This is a genomic window from Novosphingobium sp. CECT 9465 (genome assembly GCF_920987055.1).
Taxonomy (GTDB): Bacteria; Pseudomonadota; Alphaproteobacteria; order Sphingomonadales; family Sphingomonadaceae; genus Novosphingobium.
This window is the reverse complement of sequence record NZ_CAKLBX010000001.1, coordinates 2,938,244-2,957,481: the sequence shown is the minus strand read 5'-3', so window position 1 is coordinate 2,957,481 and position 19,238 is coordinate 2,938,244. Positions and strand designations below refer to the sequence as shown.

19 protein-coding genes are annotated in these 19,238 nt (G+C 63.1%); 7 read left to right on the top strand and 12 right to left on the bottom strand.

Translation table 11 applies throughout. The features are described 5' to 3' along the window. Positions 1–30 precede the first annotated feature (30 nt). Together LUA85_RS14460 and glnE are read right to left on the bottom strand one after the other, a co-directional pair. Positions 31–501 (bottom strand): peroxiredoxin, encoded by a 471-nt coding sequence (locus tag LUA85_RS14460; protein ID WP_231470980.1) that lies wholly within the window; start codon positions 499–501, stop codon positions 31–33. Next, positions 498–3,176 carry a bifunctional [glutamate--ammonia ligase]-adenylyl-L-tyrosine phosphorylase/[glutamate--ammonia-ligase] adenylyltransferase gene (gene glnE, locus LUA85_RS14455; RefSeq protein WP_231470979.1) on the bottom strand — a complete coding sequence of 893 codons (2,679 nt, stop codon included), beginning with the start codon at positions 3,174–3,176 and terminating at the stop codon, positions 498–500. The genes LUA85_RS14460 and glnE overlap by 4 nt, the downstream gene beginning before the upstream one ends. Positions 3,177–3,437: 261 nt before the next feature. Here glnE and LUA85_RS14450 point away from each other — a divergent pair, with 261 nt between their 5' ends. Continuing rightward, positions 3,438–4,427 (top strand): agmatine deiminase family protein, encoded by a 990-nt coding sequence (locus LUA85_RS14450; RefSeq protein ID WP_231470978.1) that lies wholly within the window; start codon positions 3,438–3,440, stop codon positions 4,425–4,427. Between the two features lie 294 nt (positions 4,428–4,721). Then, positions 4,722–5,489 (top strand): YkgJ family cysteine cluster protein, encoded by a 768-nt coding sequence (locus LUA85_RS14445; RefSeq protein WP_231470977.1) that lies wholly within the window; start codon positions 4,722–4,724, stop codon positions 5,487–5,489. A gap of 176 nt (positions 5,490–5,665) precedes the next feature. Here the strand turns inward: LUA85_RS14445 and LUA85_RS14440 are convergent, their stop codons facing one another. Then, on the bottom strand, positions 5,666–6,664 hold the full coding sequence (locus LUA85_RS14440; RefSeq protein WP_231470976.1) for an NAD-dependent epimerase/dehydratase family protein: 999 nt from the start codon (positions 6,662–6,664) through the stop codon (positions 5,666–5,668). Between the two features lie 135 nt (positions 6,665–6,799). Then, the gene (locus LUA85_RS14435; protein ID WP_231470975.1) at positions 6,800–8,125 is read right to left on the bottom strand and encodes a nucleotide sugar dehydrogenase; all 1,326 of its coding nucleotides are present in this window, start codon (positions 8,123–8,125) and stop codon (positions 6,800–6,802) included. Positions 8,126–8,232: 107 nt separating this feature from the next. Here LUA85_RS14435 and wecB point away from each other — a divergent pair, with 107 nt between their 5' ends. Both wecB and wecC read left to right on the top strand, forming a co-directional pair. Then, the gene (gene wecB / locus LUA85_RS14430) at positions 8,233–9,354 is read left to right on the top strand and encodes a non-hydrolyzing UDP-N-acetylglucosamine 2-epimerase (protein ID WP_231470974.1); all 1,122 of its coding nucleotides are present in this window, start codon (positions 8,233–8,235) and stop codon (positions 9,352–9,354) included. Continuing rightward, the gene (gene wecC, locus LUA85_RS14425) at positions 9,344–10,648 is read left to right on the top strand and encodes a UDP-N-acetyl-D-mannosamine dehydrogenase (protein ID WP_231470973.1); all 1,305 of its coding nucleotides are present in this window, start codon (positions 9,344–9,346) and stop codon (positions 10,646–10,648) included. Before wecB ends, wecC begins: the two co-directional genes overlap by 11 nt. A 164-nt stretch (positions 10,649–10,812) precedes the next feature. Here the strand turns inward: wecC and LUA85_RS14420 are convergent, their stop codons facing one another. Continuing rightward, a complete protein-coding gene (locus LUA85_RS14420; protein WP_231470972.1) occupies positions 10,813–12,561 on the bottom strand; it encodes a bifunctional UDP-sugar hydrolase/5'-nucleotidase in 1,749 nt (582 codons plus the stop codon). 170 nt (positions 12,562–12,731) lie between these two features. Between LUA85_RS14420 and LUA85_RS14415 the strand changes: the two genes are divergently transcribed. Beyond that, positions 12,732–13,367 carry a TetR/AcrR family transcriptional regulator gene (locus LUA85_RS14415; protein ID WP_231470971.1) on the top strand — a complete coding sequence of 212 codons (636 nt, stop codon included), beginning with the start codon at positions 12,732–12,734 and terminating at the stop codon, positions 13,365–13,367. Here the strand turns inward: LUA85_RS14415 and LUA85_RS14410 are convergent. Further along, positions 13,353–13,802, bottom strand: a complete 450-nt coding sequence (locus tag LUA85_RS14410; RefSeq protein ID WP_371823693.1) for a thermonuclease family protein — start codon at positions 13,800–13,802, stop codon at positions 13,353–13,355. The two genes, LUA85_RS14415 and LUA85_RS14410, sit on opposite strands and share 15 nt — an antisense overlap. Before the next feature lie 97 nt (positions 13,803–13,899). Between LUA85_RS14410 and LUA85_RS14405 the strand changes: the two genes are divergently transcribed. Then, entirely contained in the window at positions 13,900–14,094 is a 195-nt protein-coding gene (locus LUA85_RS14405; RefSeq protein ID WP_231470970.1) for a hypothetical protein, read from the top strand. A gap of 4 nt (positions 14,095–14,098) precedes the next feature. On the opposite strand, the gene LUA85_RS14400 is transcribed toward LUA85_RS14405, so the two are convergent. From LUA85_RS14400 to LUA85_RS14375, 6 genes are all read right to left on the bottom strand, one after another. Next, entirely contained in the window at positions 14,099–14,428 is a 330-nt protein-coding gene (locus LUA85_RS14400; protein ID WP_231470969.1) for a hypothetical protein, read from the bottom strand. A 53-nt stretch (positions 14,429–14,481) separates the two neighbouring features. After that, positions 14,482–15,354, bottom strand: coding sequence for a 3-hydroxyacyl-CoA dehydrogenase NAD-binding domain-containing protein (locus LUA85_RS14395; protein WP_231470968.1), 873 nt, complete (start codon positions 15,352–15,354; stop codon positions 14,482–14,484). An 89-nt stretch (positions 15,355–15,443) separates the two neighbouring features. Then, positions 15,444–16,004: a cob(I)yrinic acid a,c-diamide adenosyltransferase gene (locus LUA85_RS14390; RefSeq protein WP_231470967.1), complete on the bottom strand. Its 561-nt coding sequence runs from the start codon at positions 16,002–16,004 to the stop codon at positions 15,444–15,446. 19 nt (positions 16,005–16,023) lie between these two features. Continuing rightward, positions 16,024–16,254, bottom strand: coding sequence for an HIG1 domain-containing protein (locus LUA85_RS14385; RefSeq protein ID WP_231470966.1), 231 nt, complete (start codon positions 16,252–16,254; stop codon positions 16,024–16,026). After that, a complete protein-coding gene (gene gluQRS, locus LUA85_RS14380; RefSeq protein WP_231470965.1) occupies positions 16,251–17,096 on the bottom strand; it encodes a tRNA glutamyl-Q(34) synthetase GluQRS in 846 nt (281 codons plus the stop codon). Before gluQRS ends, LUA85_RS14385 begins: the two co-directional genes overlap by 4 nt. A 98-nt stretch (positions 17,097–17,194) precedes the next feature. Continuing rightward, a complete protein-coding gene (locus LUA85_RS14375) occupies positions 17,195–17,353 on the bottom strand; it encodes a hypothetical protein (RefSeq protein WP_231470964.1) in 159 nt (52 codons plus the stop codon). 135 nt (positions 17,354–17,488) lie between these two features. On the opposite strand from LUA85_RS14375, the gene guaA reads away from it, so the two are divergent. Next, a complete protein-coding gene (gene guaA / locus LUA85_RS14370; RefSeq protein WP_231471891.1) occupies positions 17,489–19,048 on the top strand; it encodes a glutamine-hydrolyzing GMP synthase in 1,560 nt (519 codons plus the stop codon). Positions 19,049–19,238 lie beyond the last annotated feature (190 nt).

Sequence of the window (19,238 nt, the reverse complement as noted above, 5' to 3'; positions counted from 1 at the left end):
CGGATGCTGCCTGACACGGAATTCACGCCATTATCCCCGTGCAGCCGCCAGCACTTCCTCGGCGTGGCCCTTGACCTTCACCTTGTTCCAGATGCGGGCGATCTTTCCAGCTTCGTCAACAAGATAAGTCGTGCGCTCCATGCCCATATAGGTGCGCCCGTACATCGATTTCTCGGTCCAGATGCCCAGCGCATCGGACACCCCGCCTGCTTCGGCATCGCTGGCCAGCGGTGCGACAAGTCCATGCTTCTCCGCGAATTTCACATGCTTCTTTGGCGGGTCCTTGCTCACCCCCAGCACTGCGATGCCTGACGCTTGAAAATCACCGAAAAGGTCTGAAAAGTCCTTGTTCTCGGTGGTGCAACCGGGCGTGTCATCTTTGGGATAGAAGAACACCACCAGCTTTTTCCCGGCAAAATCCGAAGCCTTGACCGTGCCCCCATCGGGCGCGGTCATCGCAATATCGGGAAACGCATCGCCCACCCCAAGTCGCTCGCTCATTCTTCAATCTCCAATGCCATTTCAAACACCCGGTGCCACGCAGCAGCAACCGCGCGCCGCACCTGCAACACCGCGTCCAGCAGCAGGTCCCAGCTTTCCAGCCCGCATGCCAGCGCCACGATGCTCCGGCTCGCCTCAGGCGGGAACATGCCATCAGGGGCAACCAGGCGGACGACGACCAGCAACCGCGCCATCAGATCGTGCGCCGCACGGATGCCCGGCGGCAAAAGTCCTGCATTTTCAAGCGTGGATATGGCCTCGCCCAAGTCTGGTGTGCGCGCCACATGATCGCGCAATTGTAGGAAGTGGACCATGAATTCGATATCCACCAGCCCCCCGCGCGCCAGCTTCACATCCAGCGGACCCTTTGGCGGTTTGTGCCCGGCCATGGTCGCGCGCATTTCCAGCACATCGGCCCGCAGCTGGACAGGATCACGTTCGCGATCAATCACTTGCTTGATGGTCGTGCAAAGCTGGTCGCGGTCATCAGGCGTCCCGAACAGCGGGCGGGCGCGGCACAGGGCCATGTGCTCCCACGTCCAGGCCTCTTCGCGCTGGTAGCGTTCGAAGCTGTCGAAACTCACCGAAATAGGCCCTTGCGCGCCCGAAGGCCGCAGCCGGGTATCCACTTCGAACAGCGCGCCCGCGGCCGTCGGAACCGACAGCGCGGCGATTACGCGCTGTGCCAGGCGATTGTAGTACAAGGTCGCACCCAAGGGACGGCGCCCATCGGATTCGGCGGCATGATCGCCGCTGAACAGGAAGATCAGGTCAAGATCGGAGGCGTGGGTAAGCGACGCGCCGCCCAGCCGGCCAAGGCCGAGAATGGCAAGATCGCTGCCGGGCACGACGCCGTGGCTCTGGCGAAATTCCTCTATAGCGGCACGGCCCAGCACCTCGATGGCAGCTTCCGCTACGCGTGAAAGGGCAGCCGCGACTTCGAGAGGATCACGTCCTTTCGCCCCCATCTGCCCCTCGACAAGCTGAACGCCCAGGGCAAAGCGCATTTCGCCCACGCGCACACGCACGGTATCGAGCAGGCGCTGGTAATCGTCACCCGCCTCGCCCCGCGAAAGTTCGGCGGCAATCTCCGCGACGCTGCCGGGCAAATCGAAAGCGGAACGATCGATCAGGGTGTCGAGCAAATCGGCGCGGCGGGCGAGTTCGTCAGCCAGAGTGGGCGCATGGGCAAGTACACGCATGACCACTGCGAGCAGGCCGGGCCGCGCTTCGAGCAGACGGAACACGTTGATCGCGCTGGGAAGTCCGGCGAGCAATTGCTCCCAGCGCAGCAGCGCGCGGTCGGGATCGGGCGCTTCGGCCAGCGCGCGCAACAATTGCGGACGGATGCGGGCAAAGGCCTCGCGCGCTTCGGCAGAGCGCAGGCAACGGTACTGTCCACCCTCCCACGCGGCAATCCGGGCTGACAATGCGTCGGCCACGGGCGACGCGTCCACCTTCACCGCGCCGGTCGGGGCGTAAGTTTCTATCAGGGCGTCGAAACGTCGGCCTACCACGTCGGAGATTCCGGCCAGTTCGCGCACCAGCGCCGCGCCATCGGGCTGCCCGTCCAGCCGGGCAACGCCATCCAGCGCAGCGGGGTCGGTCGGCAGCGAATGGGTCTGCTGGTCAGATACCATCTGCAACCGATGTTCCAGTGTGCGCAGGCGGTCATAGCTGTCGCCCATGACTTGCGCGTCTTCCGCCGTGATGATCCCCGCGTCCGCCAGCGCATCCAGCGAAGCGCGTGTCCCGCGCAGCCGCAATGCAGGGTTGCGGCCGCCATGAATAAGCTGATGCGTTTGGGCGAAAAATTCCACTTCGCGAATCCCGCCGCGCCCGCGTTTCAGATCATATCCCGGACCGATGGCCTGGCCGGTAGAATAATGATCGCGGATCTGGCTGGTCAGGCGGCCGATCTCTGCAATCGCGCCGAAATCGAGGCTGCGCCGCCATACGAACGGTCGGATCGTATCGAGGAAGGCCTGCCCCGCCGCGATGTCGCCCGAAGCGGCACGGGCGCGGATATAGGCGGCGCGCTCCCACGCCAAAGCGCTGGATTCGTAATGGGTTATGGCCGCTTCAAACGGCAGCGCCAGCGGGCTTACCTCGGACGCGGGGCGCAAGCGCAAGTCAACGCGGAAGACATAGCCCTCCGCCGTGACGTTCGCCATGATCTCCATCAGCGCGCGGGCCACGCGCTGGGCGGCTTCGGCAGGATCGTCCCGTTCGCGCCTGGGCAGGGTTTCGGGATCGTAGAGCAGGATCGGGTCGATATCCGAAGAGTAGTTCAGTTCCTGCGCGCCATGTTTGCCAAGGGCAATGGCGGAGAACCCGGCTGGTTCTGCGTCAGGTGTGCGGCGGCGGATGGCGGCGACAATCGCGCTGTCGAGCGAACGGTCGGCAAAGTCTGACAGTTCGGTGATGACGCGGGACAGGGGAAAAGCGTGCGCAAGATCGCCAATGGCCAGCACCAGCGCCAATGCAAGGCGTTCACGGCGCAGCGCGACGGCGGTGTCATCAATGCCGTGGCCTGCGGATTTGGCTTGGGTGAGGGCTTGTTCCACTTCGCCTGCGGCCAGCAATTCTTCGAGGTGCGGCAGACGGTCCAGCGCCATCGACAGGAACGGCGCATGCGCACGGGCGCGGAATATGGCGTGGGGCAGGTCGGTCATTACAACGGGGGAATGAACCGGTTGGGCAGGGGGATCAAGCGCGATGGAAAGGGGTGCGTGTTTAGGCTAGGGGACGGAGCTTGTTTCTGCTGGTGGACGGCTGCGTGATGATCCGGCGTTGCATGCCCAACCCCTCCCGCATGCGGGAGGGGAGCGAGACTTGCGGCTCCGCAGGAGACGCTAGTCGCAGCGGGGTGGGCCTGCGTCGCCGGTTTGACAGAACGCTGGGCCACCGATGATTTCGCGACGGACACTCAATCTATGACTGCAAACTTCCGTATGCCGCCCGAATGGCACCCGCAGGACTGGTTGTGGATCGGTTTCCCGCATCTGGCGGAAGAATGGTCCGGCGTGATCGACCGGGCGCAGGAGCAGATTGCGGCCTTTGCCAATGCGGTTGCCGATAGCGGACAGCAGGTGCGGCTGGTGGTGCGCGATGCGGCCAATGAAATGCGCGCAAGGACGCTGGTTTCGGCGGCGGTAACGCTGGAGCGGCGGACGTACGGTGACGTGTGGCTGCGCGATACCGGGCCGCTGGTTGTGCTGGATGAGGCGGGGAACCGTGAGGCGCGATTGTTCGGCTTCAATGGCTGGGGCGAGAAATATTTGATGCCCGGCGATCAGGAGATCGGGGCGGATCTGGCGGCGTCGGCGGGGCTGGATTTTGGCGCAAAGGCGGACTGGATTCTGGAGGGCGGCGCGCTGGATGGTGATGGCACGGGGCTGGTGGCGACGACCGAACAGTGCCTGCTCAACCCCAACCGCAATCCGCATCTGTCGCGCGCCGATCTGGAAGCGCGGTTGCTGCGCGATCTGGGTTACGACCGTGTGCTGTGGCTCGGCGATGGGCTAATCAACGATCATACCGATGGCCATGTCGATAACCTCGCGCGCTTCGTCGGCCCCAACCGGCTGGCCTTGCCGCGCGCCACCGGGCCGGATGATCCGAACGCGGCGATCTATGCCGACGCCAAGGCGCGCGCGCTGGCGATGGGTGTTGAGGTGGCCGAAGTGCCCTCGCCGGGGCGGATCGAATGGGGCAATATCGTCCAGCCCGCCAGCTACATGAACTTCGTGATCACCAGCAATCTGGTGGTCGTCCCGGTGTTCGGATCGCCGCACGATGATGACGGCGTGGCGGCGATTGCGGACCTGTTTCCAGAGCGGGCTACGGTGGGCGTGATGGGCGATGCGGTGCTGGCAGGGGGCGGCGGGTTTCACTGCGCCAGCCAGCAGATGCCGGTCGGTTAAGGAAATAGGCCAGACTGCATTCTAATTTTCATAATCCTTCGTCGCCCCGCAACTTGATCCGGGGTGAGGCTTATCTTTACGGCGGGCCTTTAACTGCTGCTTTGCACAGATGGCCCACAGGGTCGCGTACGCAGAATCCTTCTTTATGGTCTCTGCGCGAAACAAGGGGAGTAGCCCCACCCCGGATCAAGTCCGGGGCGACGTGAATGGGTGGAGGCGTGGGGGCAACCGATAGGTCCAAAATCGGCGCTGTTGCGCTGTCTTGGTGAACCCGCATCAGCCTAACCTCCACCCATGGAAATCTCATTCGAGTGTACGCAGTGCGGGCGGTGTTGCCATGATTTGCGGCTGACGCTGTCGGTGGCCGAAGCGCGGGTCTGGGCGGGGCGGGGGCACTGGGTGGATTTGCTGGTCGAGGGCTGGCCCTGGCCGGAAACCTATAACGCTGATGGTGATCCTGATGATCCGGCCTCGCAATGGCGATTGGCGACAAGTTTTCCCGTGACCGTTGGCGATGTGCCGTTCCGCGTGAATGTGCGGCTGGTGGCGCGGCATGAGGGGGCTTGTCCGTATTTGCTGCCCGATATGCGCTGCGGGAATTATGACGCGCGGCCCCGGATTTGCCGGATCTATCCGCTGGAGAGCCGCCCGTTCGAGGCGATGGTGCCAGCGCGGCGACTGTGCCCTCCTGAAGCTTGGGGTGAAGGTCTGCCGGTGCTGGAGCGTGACGGCTTGGCTGCCGATCCGCAAGCTGCATCCATTCTGGCCGCGCACCGCGCCGCCATGATCGAAGACGTCGCCGTCAAGGAGCGGTTGGTCCGCGTGATGGGCTGGGCGGAAACCGCGATGGCGGGTGAGGGGCTGGCGGTTTGCGAAGTAGCGCCCGCGGTTTTGTTGGAGGCGCTGGACGTGGCGGAACGGGGTGCTCCTGAAGCGCCTCTGGCCTGGCGGATCGTGACGAATCGGGAGTCTACGCGCGCGATGCTGGCCGATCTCGATTGTCCGGCAAGGCTGGTGGCTGCGGGGTACGGGTTCTTGGGATCGTTTTCGGATTTGGGGTAGCGCGTTGGGCGGCCCACCCCCAGTCCCTCCCGCTTGCGGGAGGGGAGCGAGACTTGGTGAGCCGTAGGCAAGCCTAGTCGCAGCGGGGTGGGCTGGTGCGCGGCGCTAGTGCGGGGGCATCCAGAGTACGCCCTCCGTCAGCCTGCGGCTGCCACCTCCCCCAGGGGGGAGGATTTTCAGATGCCGTGGTATTCCTTGTACCAGCGGATGAAATTGGGAACGCCCACGTCGATGCTGGTCGTCGGCTTGTAGCCCAGATCGCCCGAAATCGCATCGATATCGGCGAACGACTGGCGGACGTCGCCGGGTTGCATCGGCATGAGGTTCATCTCCGCCTTGCGGCCAAGTTCGGCTTCGAGGATGCCGATAACTTTCATCAGCGGTTCGGATTTGTGGTTGCCGATGTTGTAGAGGCGGTGGGGCTTTTCGCTGCCGCCGGCCTTGGGCGCGCCGTCATCGGGCGGGGGATTGTCGAGGCAGGCCATCACGCCGGATACGATGTCGTCGATATAGGTGAAATCGCGGAACATATCGCCGTGATTGAACACCTGGATCGGCTCTCCCGCCAGAATTGCCTTTGTGAACAGCCACATCATCATGTCCGGGCGGCCCCACGGGCCATAGACGGTGAAGAAGCGCAGGCCGGTCAGCGGCAGGCGATACAGGTGGGCGTAAGTCTCGCTCATCAATTCATCCGCCTTCTTGGTGGCGGCATAGAGCGACATCGGGTGATCGACGCGATCATCAACCGAGAACGGCAGCTTGGTGTTGCCGCCATAGACCGACGAGGACGAGGCATAGACCATGTGCTCGGCGCCACGGTGGCGCGCGACTTCGAGCAGGTTGAGGTGGCCGACGAGGTTCGACTGCACATAGGCGTGAGGGTTTTCGATCGAATAGCGTACACCTGCTTGCGCGCCGAGGTGGACGACGCGTTCGAACTGCTTGCCTTCGAGCGCGGCGGTGAGCGCGGGGTAATCGGCGAAATCGGTGCGCAGGAAGGTGAAGCGGTCTTTGCCCTGTTCGACAAGCCGGGCGAGGCGCGCTTCCTTGAGCGCGGGGTCATAGTAGGCGTTGACGATGTCTACGCCGATCACTTCGTCGCCCCGCGCGAGCAGTCGGGTGATCAGGGAGTAGCCGATGAAGCCGGCGGCTCCGGTAACGAGGACGCGCATGGGTAAGTGCACCTTCAATTTGTCTTTGCTCCCCCGCGCAGGCGAGGGCTTCAGGCCTTGTAGCGAAACGTCCGACCCGGATCACCGAGGTCCCGGCCTTCGCGAGGACGCAGGATAAGGGCGCGGCGCTGCGGATCAAAGCTTCCAGTCGGCCTTTTCGCCCAGCACGCCCTTGAGATCGGCCAGCGTTCCGCCCGGCGCGACCAGCGCGGCAATGCGGTCAGGCCCGGCCGCAAGATAATACTGGTGTGGTACGGCAAGGAACACGAGGTCGTAAGTCTGTTCGAACGCATCGCCCGCCAGTTCCAGCCCATATTCCAGCAAAGCTTCGGCGGTATCGGCATGCGGATCGTGGACGGCGACCTTGTGGTCCAGCGCTTGCAGTTCGGCAATCACGTCCGCCACCTTGGAATTGCGCAAATCGGGCACGTTTTCCTTGAAGGTGAGGCCGAGGACGAGGACGCTGCCTGCCTTGCTGCCACGGGTGCGGTGCAGTTCGCGCGCCACCCATTGCGCCATGCCATCGTTCACGCCGCGTCCGGCCAGGATCACTTGCGGATCGTGGCCCAGTGCTTCGGCGCGGGCCGAGAGGTAATAGGGATCGACGCCGATGCAGTGCCCGCCGACCAGGCCGGGGGTGAAGGGCAGGAAGTTCCACTTGGTGTTGGATGCAGCCAGCACGTCCCACACCGAAAGGTCCATCTTCGAAAAGATCTGCGTGATCTCGTTCATGAAGGCGATGTTGATATCGCGCTGGGCGTTCTCGATCACCTTGGCGGCTTCGGCGGCTTTGATCGAAGCGGCGCGGAACACGCCGCCGCTGGTGATCGCGCCGTAGAGGTCGGCCACGCGGTCGAGCACGTCGGGAGTTTGCCCGGAGACGACCTTGGTGATGCGGTCGATGGTGTGTTCGCGGTCACCGGGATTTATACGTTCGGGGCTGTAGCCCAGGAAGAAGTCCTCGCCGCATTTGAGGCCGGAAACCTGTTCGAGCAGCGGACCGCAGATGTCTTCGGTGACGCCGGGATAGACCGTGCTTTCGAACACGATCACCGGCTTGCGTCCTTCGGCCACGGCATCGGGCAGCATGCGGCCCACGGTGCGCGATGCGGATTCGACCAGACGCAGGTCGGGGTTGTTATCAGCGTCGATGGGGGTGGGCACGGTCACGATGTAGAAATCGCTCGGCGGGCAGACGGCGGCATCGCTGGTCAGGCCAAGGCTGGATTTGGCAAGGCGATCCGCATCGATTTCACGCGTACGGTCATGCCCTTCGGACAATTCTCCGATGCGCTGCGTATCGATATCGAAGCCGGTGACGAAAAACTTCTTTGCCAGCGCCACCGCCAGCGGCAGGCCGACATAGCCGAGGCCCAGCACGGTCACGCGCGTGGTCGATGAGACCAGCGGATCGAGGCCATTGTGAGGCGCGGCAGAAATCGAAGGGAACTGGACGGTCACGTGAAGGGCGGCCTTTCATGGTTGACGCGCCAGCGCGCGCCATAAGCCGCCTGTCTAATGCGAGGCTCTTATTTCACGGTTAACGATCGGGGATTATTGGACTGCCCATGGCAAAGACGATTCTGGTGGTGTTCGGGACGCGTCCCGAAGCGATAAAGATGTTTCCTGTGGTGCACGCATTGCAGGCTGATCCGCGATTCCGCGTGGTGACCTGCGTTTCGGCGCAGCACCGCGGGATTCTGGATCAGGTGCTCGAAATCGCCGGGATCGTGCCGGACCATGACCTTGACCTGATGCGCCCCGACCAGACGCTCGACGGTTTGACGGCGGCGCTGCTGACGGGCCTGGGCAAAGTGATGGACGTGGTGAACCCTGATTGGGTGGTGGTGCAGGGCGATACCGCCACGGCCATGTCCGGCGCGCTTGCCGCCTATTACCGCAAGCTTCCGGTGGCGCATGTGGAAGCGGGGCTGCGCAGCCACAATATCTATCACCCCTGGCCCGAAGAGGTGAACCGCAAGATCATCGGCACGATTGCAAAACTGCACTTTGCGCCGACCGATGTTTCGGCAGCCGCGCTGCTGGCCGAGAACGTGGACGCCGCCGGGGTCCATATCACCGGCAATACCGTGATCGATGCGTTGCAGTGGGTCACCGCCAAAATCGCGGCGGAACCGGCGCTGGCGCAAGGGTTGGCCGCAATCGAGGCGCGATTCGCCGGCAAGCGAATCATCGGCGTGACCAGCCATCGCCGTGAAAACTTTGGCGGGGGCCTTGAGAACATCGCCGAAGCCATCCGCCGGATCGCGGCGCGCGACGACGTGGCGCTGATCTTTCCGGTCCATCCCAATCCCAATGTGCGCAAGGTGATGGACGCGGCGCTGGCCGACCTGTCCAACGTGGCGATGATCGAACCGCTGGATTACCCGCACTTCGCGCGCCTGCTGGCCATTGCCGAGATCATGCTGACCGATTCGGGCGGGGTGCAGGAAGAGGCGCCCGCGTTAGGCAAGCCCGTCCTCGTCATGCGCGAGACGACCGAGCGGCCCGAAGGAGTGACTGCGGGCACCGCAAAGTTGGTTGGCACCGATGTTCAGGCCATCGTTTCCGAAATCTTCACCCTGCTCGACGATAAGGCTGCCTATTCAGCCATGGCGCGCGCTCACAACCCGTTCGGGGATGGGCAGACATCGCGCCGAATCGTGGAGTTGCTGGCGAATGATGGGTGATGTGAAGCCGGACGTCTGTGTTGTCGGCCTTGGCTATATCGGACTGCCTACTGCTGCGATCATCGCCCGCGCGGGCTGCCGCGTGTTGGGGCTGGATGTAACGCAGAAGGTGGTCGACACGATCAATCGCGGCGAAATTCATATCGAGGAAGTGGATCTCGACGGCCTTGTCCATGGCGTGGTCCAGCGCGGGCTGCTGCGCGCATCGACCCAGATCGAGCCTTCCGACGTGTTCGTGATTGCGGTGCCCACGCCGTTCGAGAAGGATGGCCATCACACGCCCGATATCTCCTATGTCCTTGCCGCCGCCACGCAGGTTGCCGCTGTGATCAAGGCGGGCGACACGGTGATTCTTGAATCGACATCGCCCGTCGGGACGACCGAGAAGATGCGCGACCTGATGGCAGGCCTGCGTCCCGACCTGAAATTCCCCGGCAAGACGCGCGAGACGCCCGACGTTTCCATCGCCTATTGCCCGGAGCGCGTGCTGCCTGGCCGTATCCTTGAAGAACTGACCAACAACGATCGCTCCATCGGCGGCATCACGCCCCGTTGCGCGCGCAAGGCGCTGGCGTTCTACAAGCGCTTCGTGCGTGGCACCTGCATCACCACCGATGCCCGCAGCGCCGAAATGACCAAGCTGGTCGAAAACGCCTATCGCGACGTGAACATCGCCTTTGCCAACGAACTTTCGATGGTGGCGGACAAGATGGGGCTGGACGTGTGGGAGGTGATCCGTCTTGCCAACCGCCACCCGCGCGTGAACATCCTGCAACCCGGCCCCGGCGTGGGCGGGCACTGCATCGCGGTGGACCCATGGTTCATCGTGGCCAGCGCGCCCGAACAGACCCCGCTCATCCGCACCGCGCGCAACGTGAACGATGGCAAAATGCATCACGTGGTCAAGCGCGCGGCCGAACTCGTCGAGGCAAACCCTGACGAAAAAGTCGCCTGCCTTGGCCTTGCGTTCAAGGCCAATATCGACGATTTCCGCGAAAGCCCGGCGCGCTACGTCGCCGCCAGCCTCGCCCGGCAGTTCGGCAATCGGATCAACGTGGTGGAGCCTTACGCTGGCGAATTGCCGCGTGAATTCGAAGGCACCGGCGCGGTGCAGATCGATCTCGACACCGCGCTGGAAGAATGTGGCGTGTTGATCGTGCTGGTCGATCACGATGTGTTCAAGGTGATCCCGCTGGCCGAACGGTCGGGCAAGGTCGTCTACGACACGCGCGGCATCTGGCCGGATCAGCCGGGAGCGGAGAGCGTTAGTGCGGGGCTGCGGTTGGCGGGTTGATTTGGTTTGTGCGGTGGGCGCGATGCCCACCCCGCTGCGACTAAATTCGCTTGCGGCTCATCAAGTCTTGCTCCCCTCCCGCAAGCGGGAGTGGTTATTACAGTCCTTCGTCCCCTTCATTTTTCCCCCTTCCCGCTTGCGGGAAGGGTCGGGGATGGGCATTGTTAACCGATAGCCGCTGAGCGTTTTTCCTGCGGAACATCACGCACCGGCACGGCCTTGATCCAGCTTTCCAGCGCGTCGATATCTGTCGGGCCGGTCACCGTATCGGGCTTGTCCGCAAACCCGGTGAAGCCATCGCCGCCAAGACCGAGGAAGCCGTTGACGGTGACGCGATAGGGCTTGTCCATCGCCAGCGACTGGCCGTCGAGTGTGATCGAAACGACGCGGTCGCCCGATGGGCGCTTGAGGTCATAGGTAAATGCAAAGCCCGCCGAAGGTGCGAGCGCCTGGATCGGTCCGGTGGCGTCCAGCCCCTGTTCCAGCGTCGCCTTGATCTGCGCGCCGGTCATCGTTGCGGTCACCACGTTGTTGCCGAAGGGCTGGCACAGGTAGATGTCGCCAAAGGTCAGTGTGCCGTCAGCAGATGGCACCAGCGGCGCGCGGATGCCGAATGGATTCATGAACGCGATCTGCGCGCCTGCACTACGACCGGCGTTCAATTGCGCATCCGCGATCAGGTTGCCCAGCGGTCCCCCCGCGCCGCCTTCCGCGCCTTCGTTCTTGGGCGCGGCGCGGTCGATCTTGCCGATCGGGCGCTGGGTAAATACCTTCGATGCCTCGACATATTTCGCCACGTATTCGGCCACATCGGCACGCGGGCCGAATTGCGGATAGAGCGGCGTGTTTGCCAGTGGCCCGCGTGACGATGTGTAAGGCACCGATTGCACGATCACGTTCCTGGCGGCCTTGGAAATCACGCGCCCGGCCACCGGATCGATCTTGAGCGTGATGTCCGTCACGAGTTCGCCATAGACGCCCGCGCTGGTCAACAGGATCGGTTTTGCCGGATTGAGCGTGCCATAATCGCAGACATAGGACCAGTGCGTGTGGCCCGATACGACCACGTCCACGCGGGTATCAAGCCTGTCGAGAATCGGGCGGATGTCACCACCAAGATTTTCGCAGCCGTTGGGATCAGGCGTCCCTTGCGTTCGTGCGCCTTCGTGGATCAGCACGACGATGGCATCGGCACCTTGCGCCTTCAGCGCGGGAACGGCGGCGTTGATCGTGTCAGCCTCGTCGGCGAAGGTCAGCCCTGCGATGCCGCTCGGCACAACAAGCGCGGGCGTACCCTTCAGCGTCAGCCCGATCACCCCCACGGTAACCGCGTTCCCACCGCTGCCGAACGTGCGCAGAGCCGTTGCCGGGAACAGCGTGGAGCCATCAGCCTTGACCGTGCTGGCTGACAGATAGCGGAATTTCGCGCCGGTGAACGGCTCGATCGCGCAGGGTTCCTTGGCGGTCAGCTTTTCGCACCCGCCATTCTGCATGCGCAGAAGTTCGTGCTGGCCGCGATCAAATTCGTGATTGCCCACCGCGTTGAAGTCCACACCGATGCGGTTCATCACGCCGATCGTCGGCTCGTCCAGATAAAGCGAGGATGCCAGTTGCGAGGCGCTGATCATGTCGCCCGCCGAAACGGTCAGGGCGTGGGCATATTTCCCGCGCACCGAATCGATGGCAGAGGCGAGCCACGCCGCGCCGCCTGCGGGCACAGGCACGATCCCGCCCTTGCCATCGGGCGCGTTGACCGATTGGCGCGGCGGTTCAAGACTTCCATGGAAATCGTTGATTGCCACGATGCCGACTTCGACCGGCACCGCACTGCGCGGCCCAGCCATTGGCCCGGCGCAGGCAGCCAGCAGCGCGGGCAGTCCGAGGGCGAGCAGATGACGCGGGCGGAATGGCATTGACGGGGGAGCCTTTTCGTATCTGGTGCAACCTGTTGCGGCGCCTTAGCCGATCGGCGTTGCGGCTTGAAGGCATTGCAAGCGCCTTTCTTGCCGGAGTGGTGATTGTCGGCGGGGCCTTGTCACCTTACAATGGCCGCAACACCCCCTTTCGCAGGATCCCGCGCGTCATGGCCCCAACCCGCAATGATATTGAGGCAACGCGTGCGCGACTGGTCGATCTGGCGCAGGCCATTATCGATGAGCGCGGTGGCGGTGCGCTGTCGATGGCCGAACTTGCCGCCCGCGCGAATATGTCGACCGCCAATCTTTCGCGCTATTTCGAAACGCGTGACGAACTGCTCGAAGCCATGGCGGACCACTGGTTCCAGCCGATGGTCGCGATCATGGAAGAAGTACTTGCCAGCGATCTTCCGCCCCGCCGCAAGATGTACGAGTTCTTCGCCCGTCGTTTCCTGCTGCTGCGGGCCAAGTGGGAGGACGACCCGGTCAGGCTTCAGGCCAACGTCGAAATCGGCAATGATTATTTCGAACAGGTGCGCAGCTACATAGACCTTGCCGATCATTACCTGGGCGAGATCATCGGTGAGGCGATGAGCGATGGTGCCTTTGCCGGGCTGGGGGTGGATGAGACCATCAGTCTGGTGAATCAGATGGTTGCGCCCTATTGCGCGCTGAACACGATGGTTCTGCTGATGGACCGACTGAGCGAGGAAAAGCTGGCGCGGATCATCGATGCCATGTTCGATGGCCTTTCCGCGCAGGATCGCGGCGCGCGCGCGGTTACCGGCCTACGCGCCGCCTGAAGCGCCACACCAGTTGCCGCGCCGTCCTTTCCAGTGTTCGGCAAGGCCCTCCGCCTCAAGCCGCGCGCCAAGGCTTTCCCCCTTGCGGGTGACCACGCGCAGCGCGCGGCCATAGCGGTCGGTCTCGCGCCCGCGCACTTCCAGCGTGAAAGGCCCTGCGTTGAGCAACTGGCCAAGGCGCTGCTTTGCCCGTAGCCCCAGCGCCGCTTCCTGCGCGCAAGCGGCTTGTGCGGTTTCCGGGGTGTTGATGTCGGCCATGCGGATCTTGGTGCCGCCGTACCAGAACGTGTCCCCATCGACGATGCAGGTGATGCGCGGAGACGCGCCGCAGGGTTCGAACTGCGCGCGTTCGCGGTCGCCCGAAGTGGTGGATGAGGCGGTGCCGGGCAACAGTGTCAGCAGCGCGGCGGCGAGCGAGATAGCAATCCTTGTCATCGCAAGGCTGTGCGGCGCTGGCGCGAGCAATGCGCCTCCGTATCGTTGCGGAGCGGGCGACTGCTAAGGGGTAACCACTGGCTAAGTTTTTGCTGTCATGTTCACGCAGATGTTCGGGCCGCGTCTCACCACTGTATTTGCCAGTCGCTGGCGCGCCTTGTGGTGGGCAGGATCGATCCTGCTACTGACCTGGTCGGTGGTGCCATCGCCGGACGAGGCGGCCGACAAGCCCACACCCGCCCATGTCGATCCATGGGCCAAGGATACGCCGGAACAACCCGGCGCAGATTGATAGTTCAGGCCCCGCGCGGAGTATCGTCGTCGATTCCGCCTTCGCCCAGCATGCCCTCTTCGTCATCGTCGCTCCGCTCACCGCGATAGGCGCTCATGTCGATCACGCCGCTGCTGACCATCTGGTTCATGTGATCGACAAGATCGGGCATGCCACCGGAATCATCTTCGCCGCCGGGCACCCGTTCGGTGGCACCCTGTTCGCCGATTACGCTGGTTGCGCGCGCAATTGCATCGTCGGTCACGCTCTGCGCCTGCGTGTCGCCGTCTTCCTGTTCGGTGTTGACGGTCTCAGGTGCCCGATTTTCAGGTGCGGTGGTTTCACGGTCGATCACGGTGCATCTCCTTGTTGAGGAGACTACGCGCTGACCGACCGCCTGTTCCGTTCTTATCGCGTAGGCACCGGCACTTCGCCGGAATAGTCATAGAAGCCCCGACCAGACTTGCGGCCCAGCCAGCCTGCCTCGACATACTTCTGCAGCAGCGGCGCCGGGCGGTACTTCGGATCGCCGGTGGAGGCGAGGTAGATTTTCATGATTTCCAGCAGGGTATCCAGCCCGATGAAATCGGCCAGTTCAAGCGGACCCATCGGGTGATTGAGGCCCAGCTTCACGCCCTTGTCGATATCCACGACGGAGCCTGTGCCGCTGCCGAGGACGAAAGCCGCCTCGTTGATGAAGGGCACGAAGATGCGGTTCACGATAAAGCCGGGTTCGTCCTGCGACAGCACGATTTCCTTGCCGATATTGGCAACGTAATCGCGCACCGCTTCGATCGTGGAAACCGAAGTGGCAAGGCCGGGGATCACTTCCACCAGTTTCATCAGCGGCACCGGATTGAAGAAGTGAATGCCGATAAAGCGCTGCGGATCGGGCGAGGATACCGCCATCCGCGTAATCGGGATCGAGGACGTGTTCGACGCCATGATCGCGTGTGCGGCAAGATGCTTGCCCACCGATTCAAAAATCTTGTGCTTGATGTCCTCACGCTCGGTCGCGGCTTCGATCATCAGATCGGCTTCGGCAACTGCGGCGTGATCGGAAAAGCAGTGAAGGTTGGCAATGGTGGAAGCGGCCAGTGCTGCATCGACCTTGCCCTTCTCGACCAGCTTGCCAAGGCCCTTGGCGATCTTGTCCCGCGCCTTTTCAGCCAGTTCGACCGAGACGTCGCCCAGCAGCACCTTCAGGCCCGCCTGCGCTGAAACCTGCGCAATGCCCGAACCCATCTGGCCCGCGCCGATCACCGCAACCGTCCTGATCATGCAAATCCCCACTCTTAGCCCATGCGCCATGCAGGCAATGTGGGCTGACTAGCGAGCGTGGATGCCGGAGTCTACCTGCTGACAGCAGATCAGCGCGATCCGCCGGGCACCCACAGCGGGTCATTGCCGGCATTCGTCGCACGGGCGAGCACGAACAAGTAGTCGGACAGCCGATTGAGGTAAGCCATCGCCTGCGGATTGACCGGTTCGACATTGTCGAGCGCCACCGTCGCGCGTTCTGCCCGGCGCACCGTGGCCCGCGCCACGTGAATGCGCGCTGCCGCTTCCGAACCGCCCGGCAGGATGAAACTGGTCAGGGGGGGAAGGCTCTCGTTCAGCGCATCGATTGCCGTTTCCAGCCATTCGACTTGCGCGGCAACAACGCGCAGGACCATGTCAGATGGCATGAAATCCTCGCCCGGCGTGGCAAGATCGGCGCCCAGATCGAACAGGTCGTTCTGAATACGCTGAAGATCGGCCGCAGCATCGGCCGATGTGGCCACGGCGGCAAGGCCGATTGCACTGTTGGCCTCATCCACTTCGCCGATGGCCTGCATCCGCGCATCGAACTTGGCCCGGCGCGAACCATCTACCAGTCCGGTCGTACCATCGTCACCCGTGCGGGTGTAGATCTTGTTGAGCTTTACCATGACAATTGCGGTATGCCGGTCAGCGCGAAACGGCCATCAGGATGACAACCGCCAGCACGGCCATCCCCTGATACTTGATGCGGTTGAACATCATCTTGTTCTGCAGGATCTGCATGTCGGTCGCGCCTTTGGACGGATCGCTTTTCAGATCGGCTTCGGTCGTCTTCAAGAATGCGATGATCCCGCGCACGAGCGAGATGACCGTCATGGCGACGAGGACGACGATCAGCGGGATCAGGACATAGTTCATGCCTGCTGATCTAATGCGTCCGATAGGGAAATGCCAGTGTCAAAGCGGGCAGTCCGCACTGCCGCGGCGATGGCAAGGCCGTCTTCGCCGGCCCTGCGGCGGTCTGCGAGCGCGGGCGCATCGCGGCGCTTGGCCAGCTTGCGCCCACCGGCGTCCACCAGCACCGGGTGATGGTGCCACACCGGCACCGGCAGCCCCAGCAGATGCTGGAGCAGGCGGTGGACATGGCTGGCGTTGAACAGGTCCACGCCGCGCGTCACATGCGTCACCCCGTCCGCAGCATCGTCCAGCGTGGCGGCAAGGTGATAGCTGGCGGGTGCATCCTTGCGCCACAGCACCACATCGCCGAACAGACCGGGCCGCGCCATCTGCGGCCCGCGCCGCTCGTCGGTCCATTCCAGTGGCCCTGCAAGCTCCACCGCCCGGTTCATATCGAGCCGCCATGCCACGTCTGCGCCGGGTTTCGGTCCGTAAACGCGGCAGGTTCCGGGATAGATCGGCCCGTCCGGCCCGGAGACGTGTGCCGCGGCGGCAATTTCGGCGCGGGTGCAGGAACAAGGATAAAGCAGGCCCTTGTCACGCAGCAGATCGGCAGCGGCGCGATAGCGGCCGATACGCTCCGATTGCGGAGGCACTTCGCGAAAATCCAGCCCCAGCCATGCCAGATCGGCGCGGAAGTCCTGCGCCAGTTCTGGCCGCGATCGCGCGCCGTCGATGTCCTCGATGCGCAGCAGGAACAAGCCATGATCGCGTTTCGCGCGATCATGGGCAACGATTGCGGAAAAGGCATGGCCCAGATGGAGCGGCCCGTTCGGGCTGGGGGCAAATCGGGTGACGGTCATTCGCCATCACGCTTTAACGCTTGTGCCGGAAAAGACAAAACGGCCACCCCGCCGGGGCAGCCGCTTTTGTCGGTGTCGTCGCGTATGTCCCGGCCTGCTCAGACGAGCGTGGCGGTGAACATCATGCTGCTGAGGCCAGCGGCAAGGATGATCGGGAGCGCGATCGCGGTAAAGCTGCGCATGGTAACCTCCTGTTGTGGTTCACCTTGCAGGCATCCTCTCGGTTCGATTTGGCCGGCAGGGTGGGCTGGACGCATCGGAACCGGGGCTGCAAATACGCCTAATGACGTATGCTGCAAGTGCGAAGCGGGTATTTGTGGTTGCGTGTAATGCAACTGTCACATTCGCGCACCCATCTGGACAGAAACGGCCTCTATGCCTATCGGCTGCGCATGAGCATCCAGCCTTCAGAATCGATCCTTATTGTCGACTTCGGCAGTCAGGTAACCCAGCTAATCGCCCGCCGCGTCCGCGAGGCAGGGGTCTATTCCGAAATCGCGCCCTATACGCAGGCCGAAGCCGCGTTCCACCGGATGAAGCCGACCGGCATCATCCTGTCGGGTTCGCCCGCCAGTGTGCCCGCCGAAGGGTCCCCGCGCGCACCGCAAGTGCTGTTCGACTCAGGCCTGCCGATTCTCGGTATCTGCTATGGCCAGCAAGTGATGAGCGAGCAGCTTGGCGGCAAGGTGGAGCCGGGCGATTCGGGCGAGTTTGGCCGCGCCTTCCTCACCGTCACCGAACCGTGCGTACTGTTCGACGGATTGTGGTCGGTCGGTGAACGCCATCAGGTGTGGATGAGCCATGGCGACAAGGTCACCCAGTTCGCGCCGGGCTTCCGCATCGTCGCGGTATCCGACGGTGCGCCCTTCGCGGTCATCGCCAACGATGAGAAGCGCTACTACGGTACGCAGTTCCACCCCGAAGTGGTCCACACGCCCGATGGCGGAAAGCTGATCGCCAATTTCGTGCGCCACGTCTGCGGCTGCACCGGCGATTGGACCATGGCCGAATTCCGCAAGACCAAGATCGCCGAAATCCGCGAGCAGGTCGGCGATAGCCGCGTGATCTGCGGGCTTTCGGGCGGGGTCGATTCGGCAGTTGCCGCAGTCCTGATTCACGAAGCCATCGGCGATCAGCTCACGTGCGTCTTCGTCGATCACGGGCTGATGCGGATGGGTGAGGCCGAGCAGGTCGTCAGCCTGTTCCGCAATCACTACAATATCCCGCTGGTCCACAAGGACGTTTCGGCCCTGTTTCTCGGCGGGCTTGCCAGCGTCACCGATCCCGAAGCCAAGCGCAAGTTCATCGGCAAGACCTTTATCGATGTGTTCGAGGCTGAGGCCAGGCAGGTAGGCGGCGCGGATTTCCTTGCACAGGGCACGCTCTATCCCGACGTGATCGAATCGGTCAGCTTCACCGGCGGTCCATCGGTTACGATCAAGAGCCACCACAATGTCGGCGGCCTGCCCGAACGCATGAACATGAAGCTGGTCGAACCCTTACGCGAACTATTCAAGGACGAAGTGCGCGCGCTGGGCCGCGAACTGGGCTTGCCCGATGTGTTCGTCGGGCGGCACCCGTTTCCCGGCCCCGGCCTTGCCATCCGCATCCCCGGCGAAGTGACCCGCGAACGCTGCGACGTGCTGCGCAAGGCCGATGCGATCTACCTTGAGGAAATCCGCAACGCGGGTCTCTACGACGCGATCTGGCAGGCTTTCGCGGTGCTGCTCCCGGTCAAGACCGTTGGCGTGATGGGCGATTTCCGCACTTACGACAACGTCTGCGCGCTGCGCGCCGTCACCAGCACCGATGGCATGACCGCCGACATCTACCCCTTCGACGCCGGTTTCCTGAGCCGCGTGGCCACGCGCATCGTCAATGAGGTCAAGGGCATCAACCGCGTGGTCTATGACTACACCTCAAAGCCGCCGGGCACGATCGAATGGGAATGATTCAGACCCGACCAAAGCCATCCGAAAATACGCTAGAATCCGACACAACCATCAGATAAATAACGATAAATTATCCGACATCTTTCGGGGTCTATCGAGGGGAAAGCTTCCCGTCTGACGGTATTTATGACGGTATGCGAAAACTTGCTCAACTGAATTTTTGAAGATACCGTCAGGGGCAATGAAAGCT

What these genes read in the sequence shown, in the direction of transcription:
- LUA85_RS14460 (WP_231470980.1), bottom strand. Translation starts at nt 501, where the DNA reads ATGAGCGAGCGACTTGGGGTGGGCGATGCGTTTCCCGATATTGCGATG.
- glnE (WP_231470979.1), bottom strand. Translation starts at nt 3,176, where the DNA reads ATGACCGACCTGCCCCACGCCATATTCCGCGCCCGTGCGCATGCGCCG.
- LUA85_RS14450 (WP_231470978.1), top strand. Translation starts at nt 3,438, where the DNA reads ATGACTGCAAACTTCCGTATGCCGCCCGAATGGCACCCGCAGGACTGG.
- LUA85_RS14445 (WP_231470977.1), top strand. Translation starts at nt 4,722, where the DNA reads ATGGAAATCTCATTCGAGTGTACGCAGTGCGGGCGGTGTTGCCATGAT.
- LUA85_RS14440 (WP_231470976.1), bottom strand. Translation starts at nt 6,664, where the DNA reads ATGCGCGTCCTCGTTACCGGAGCCGCCGGCTTCATCGGCTACTCCCTG.
- wecB (WP_231470974.1), top strand. Translation starts at nt 8,233, where the DNA reads ATGGCAAAGACGATTCTGGTGGTGTTCGGGACGCGTCCCGAAGCGATA.
- wecC (WP_231470973.1), top strand. Translation starts at nt 9,344, where the DNA reads ATGATGGGTGATGTGAAGCCGGACGTCTGTGTTGTCGGCCTTGGCTAT.
- LUA85_RS14420 (WP_231470972.1), bottom strand. Translation starts at nt 12,561, where the DNA reads ATGCCATTCCGCCCGCGTCATCTGCTCGCCCTCGGACTGCCCGCGCTG.
- LUA85_RS14415 (WP_231470971.1), top strand. Translation starts at nt 12,732, where the DNA reads ATGGCCCCAACCCGCAATGATATTGAGGCAACGCGTGCGCGACTGGTC.
- LUA85_RS14410 (WP_371823693.1), bottom strand. Translation starts at nt 13,802, where the DNA reads ATGACAAGGATTGCTATCTCGCTCGCCGCCGCGCTGCTGACACTGTTG.
- LUA85_RS14405 (WP_231470970.1), top strand. Translation starts at nt 13,900, where the DNA reads ATGTTCACGCAGATGTTCGGGCCGCGTCTCACCACTGTATTTGCCAGT.
- LUA85_RS14395 (WP_231470968.1), bottom strand. Translation starts at nt 15,354, where the DNA reads ATGATCAGGACGGTTGCGGTGATCGGCGCGGGCCAGATGGGTTCGGGC.
- LUA85_RS14390 (WP_231470967.1), bottom strand. Translation starts at nt 16,004, where the DNA reads ATGGTAAAGCTCAACAAGATCTACACCCGCACGGGTGACGATGGTACG.
- LUA85_RS14385 (WP_231470966.1), bottom strand. Translation starts at nt 16,254, where the DNA reads ATGAACTATGTCCTGATCCCGCTGATCGTCGTCCTCGTCGCCATGACG.
- gluQRS (WP_231470965.1), bottom strand. Translation starts at nt 17,096, where the DNA reads ATGACCGTCACCCGATTTGCCCCCAGCCCGAACGGGCCGCTCCATCTG.
- LUA85_RS14375 (WP_231470964.1), bottom strand. Translation starts at nt 17,353, where the DNA reads ATGCGTCCAGCCCACCCTGCCGGCCAAATCGAACCGAGAGGATGCCTG.
- guaA (WP_231471891.1), top strand. Translation starts at nt 17,489, where the DNA reads ATGAGCATCCAGCCTTCAGAATCGATCCTTATTGTCGACTTCGGCAGT.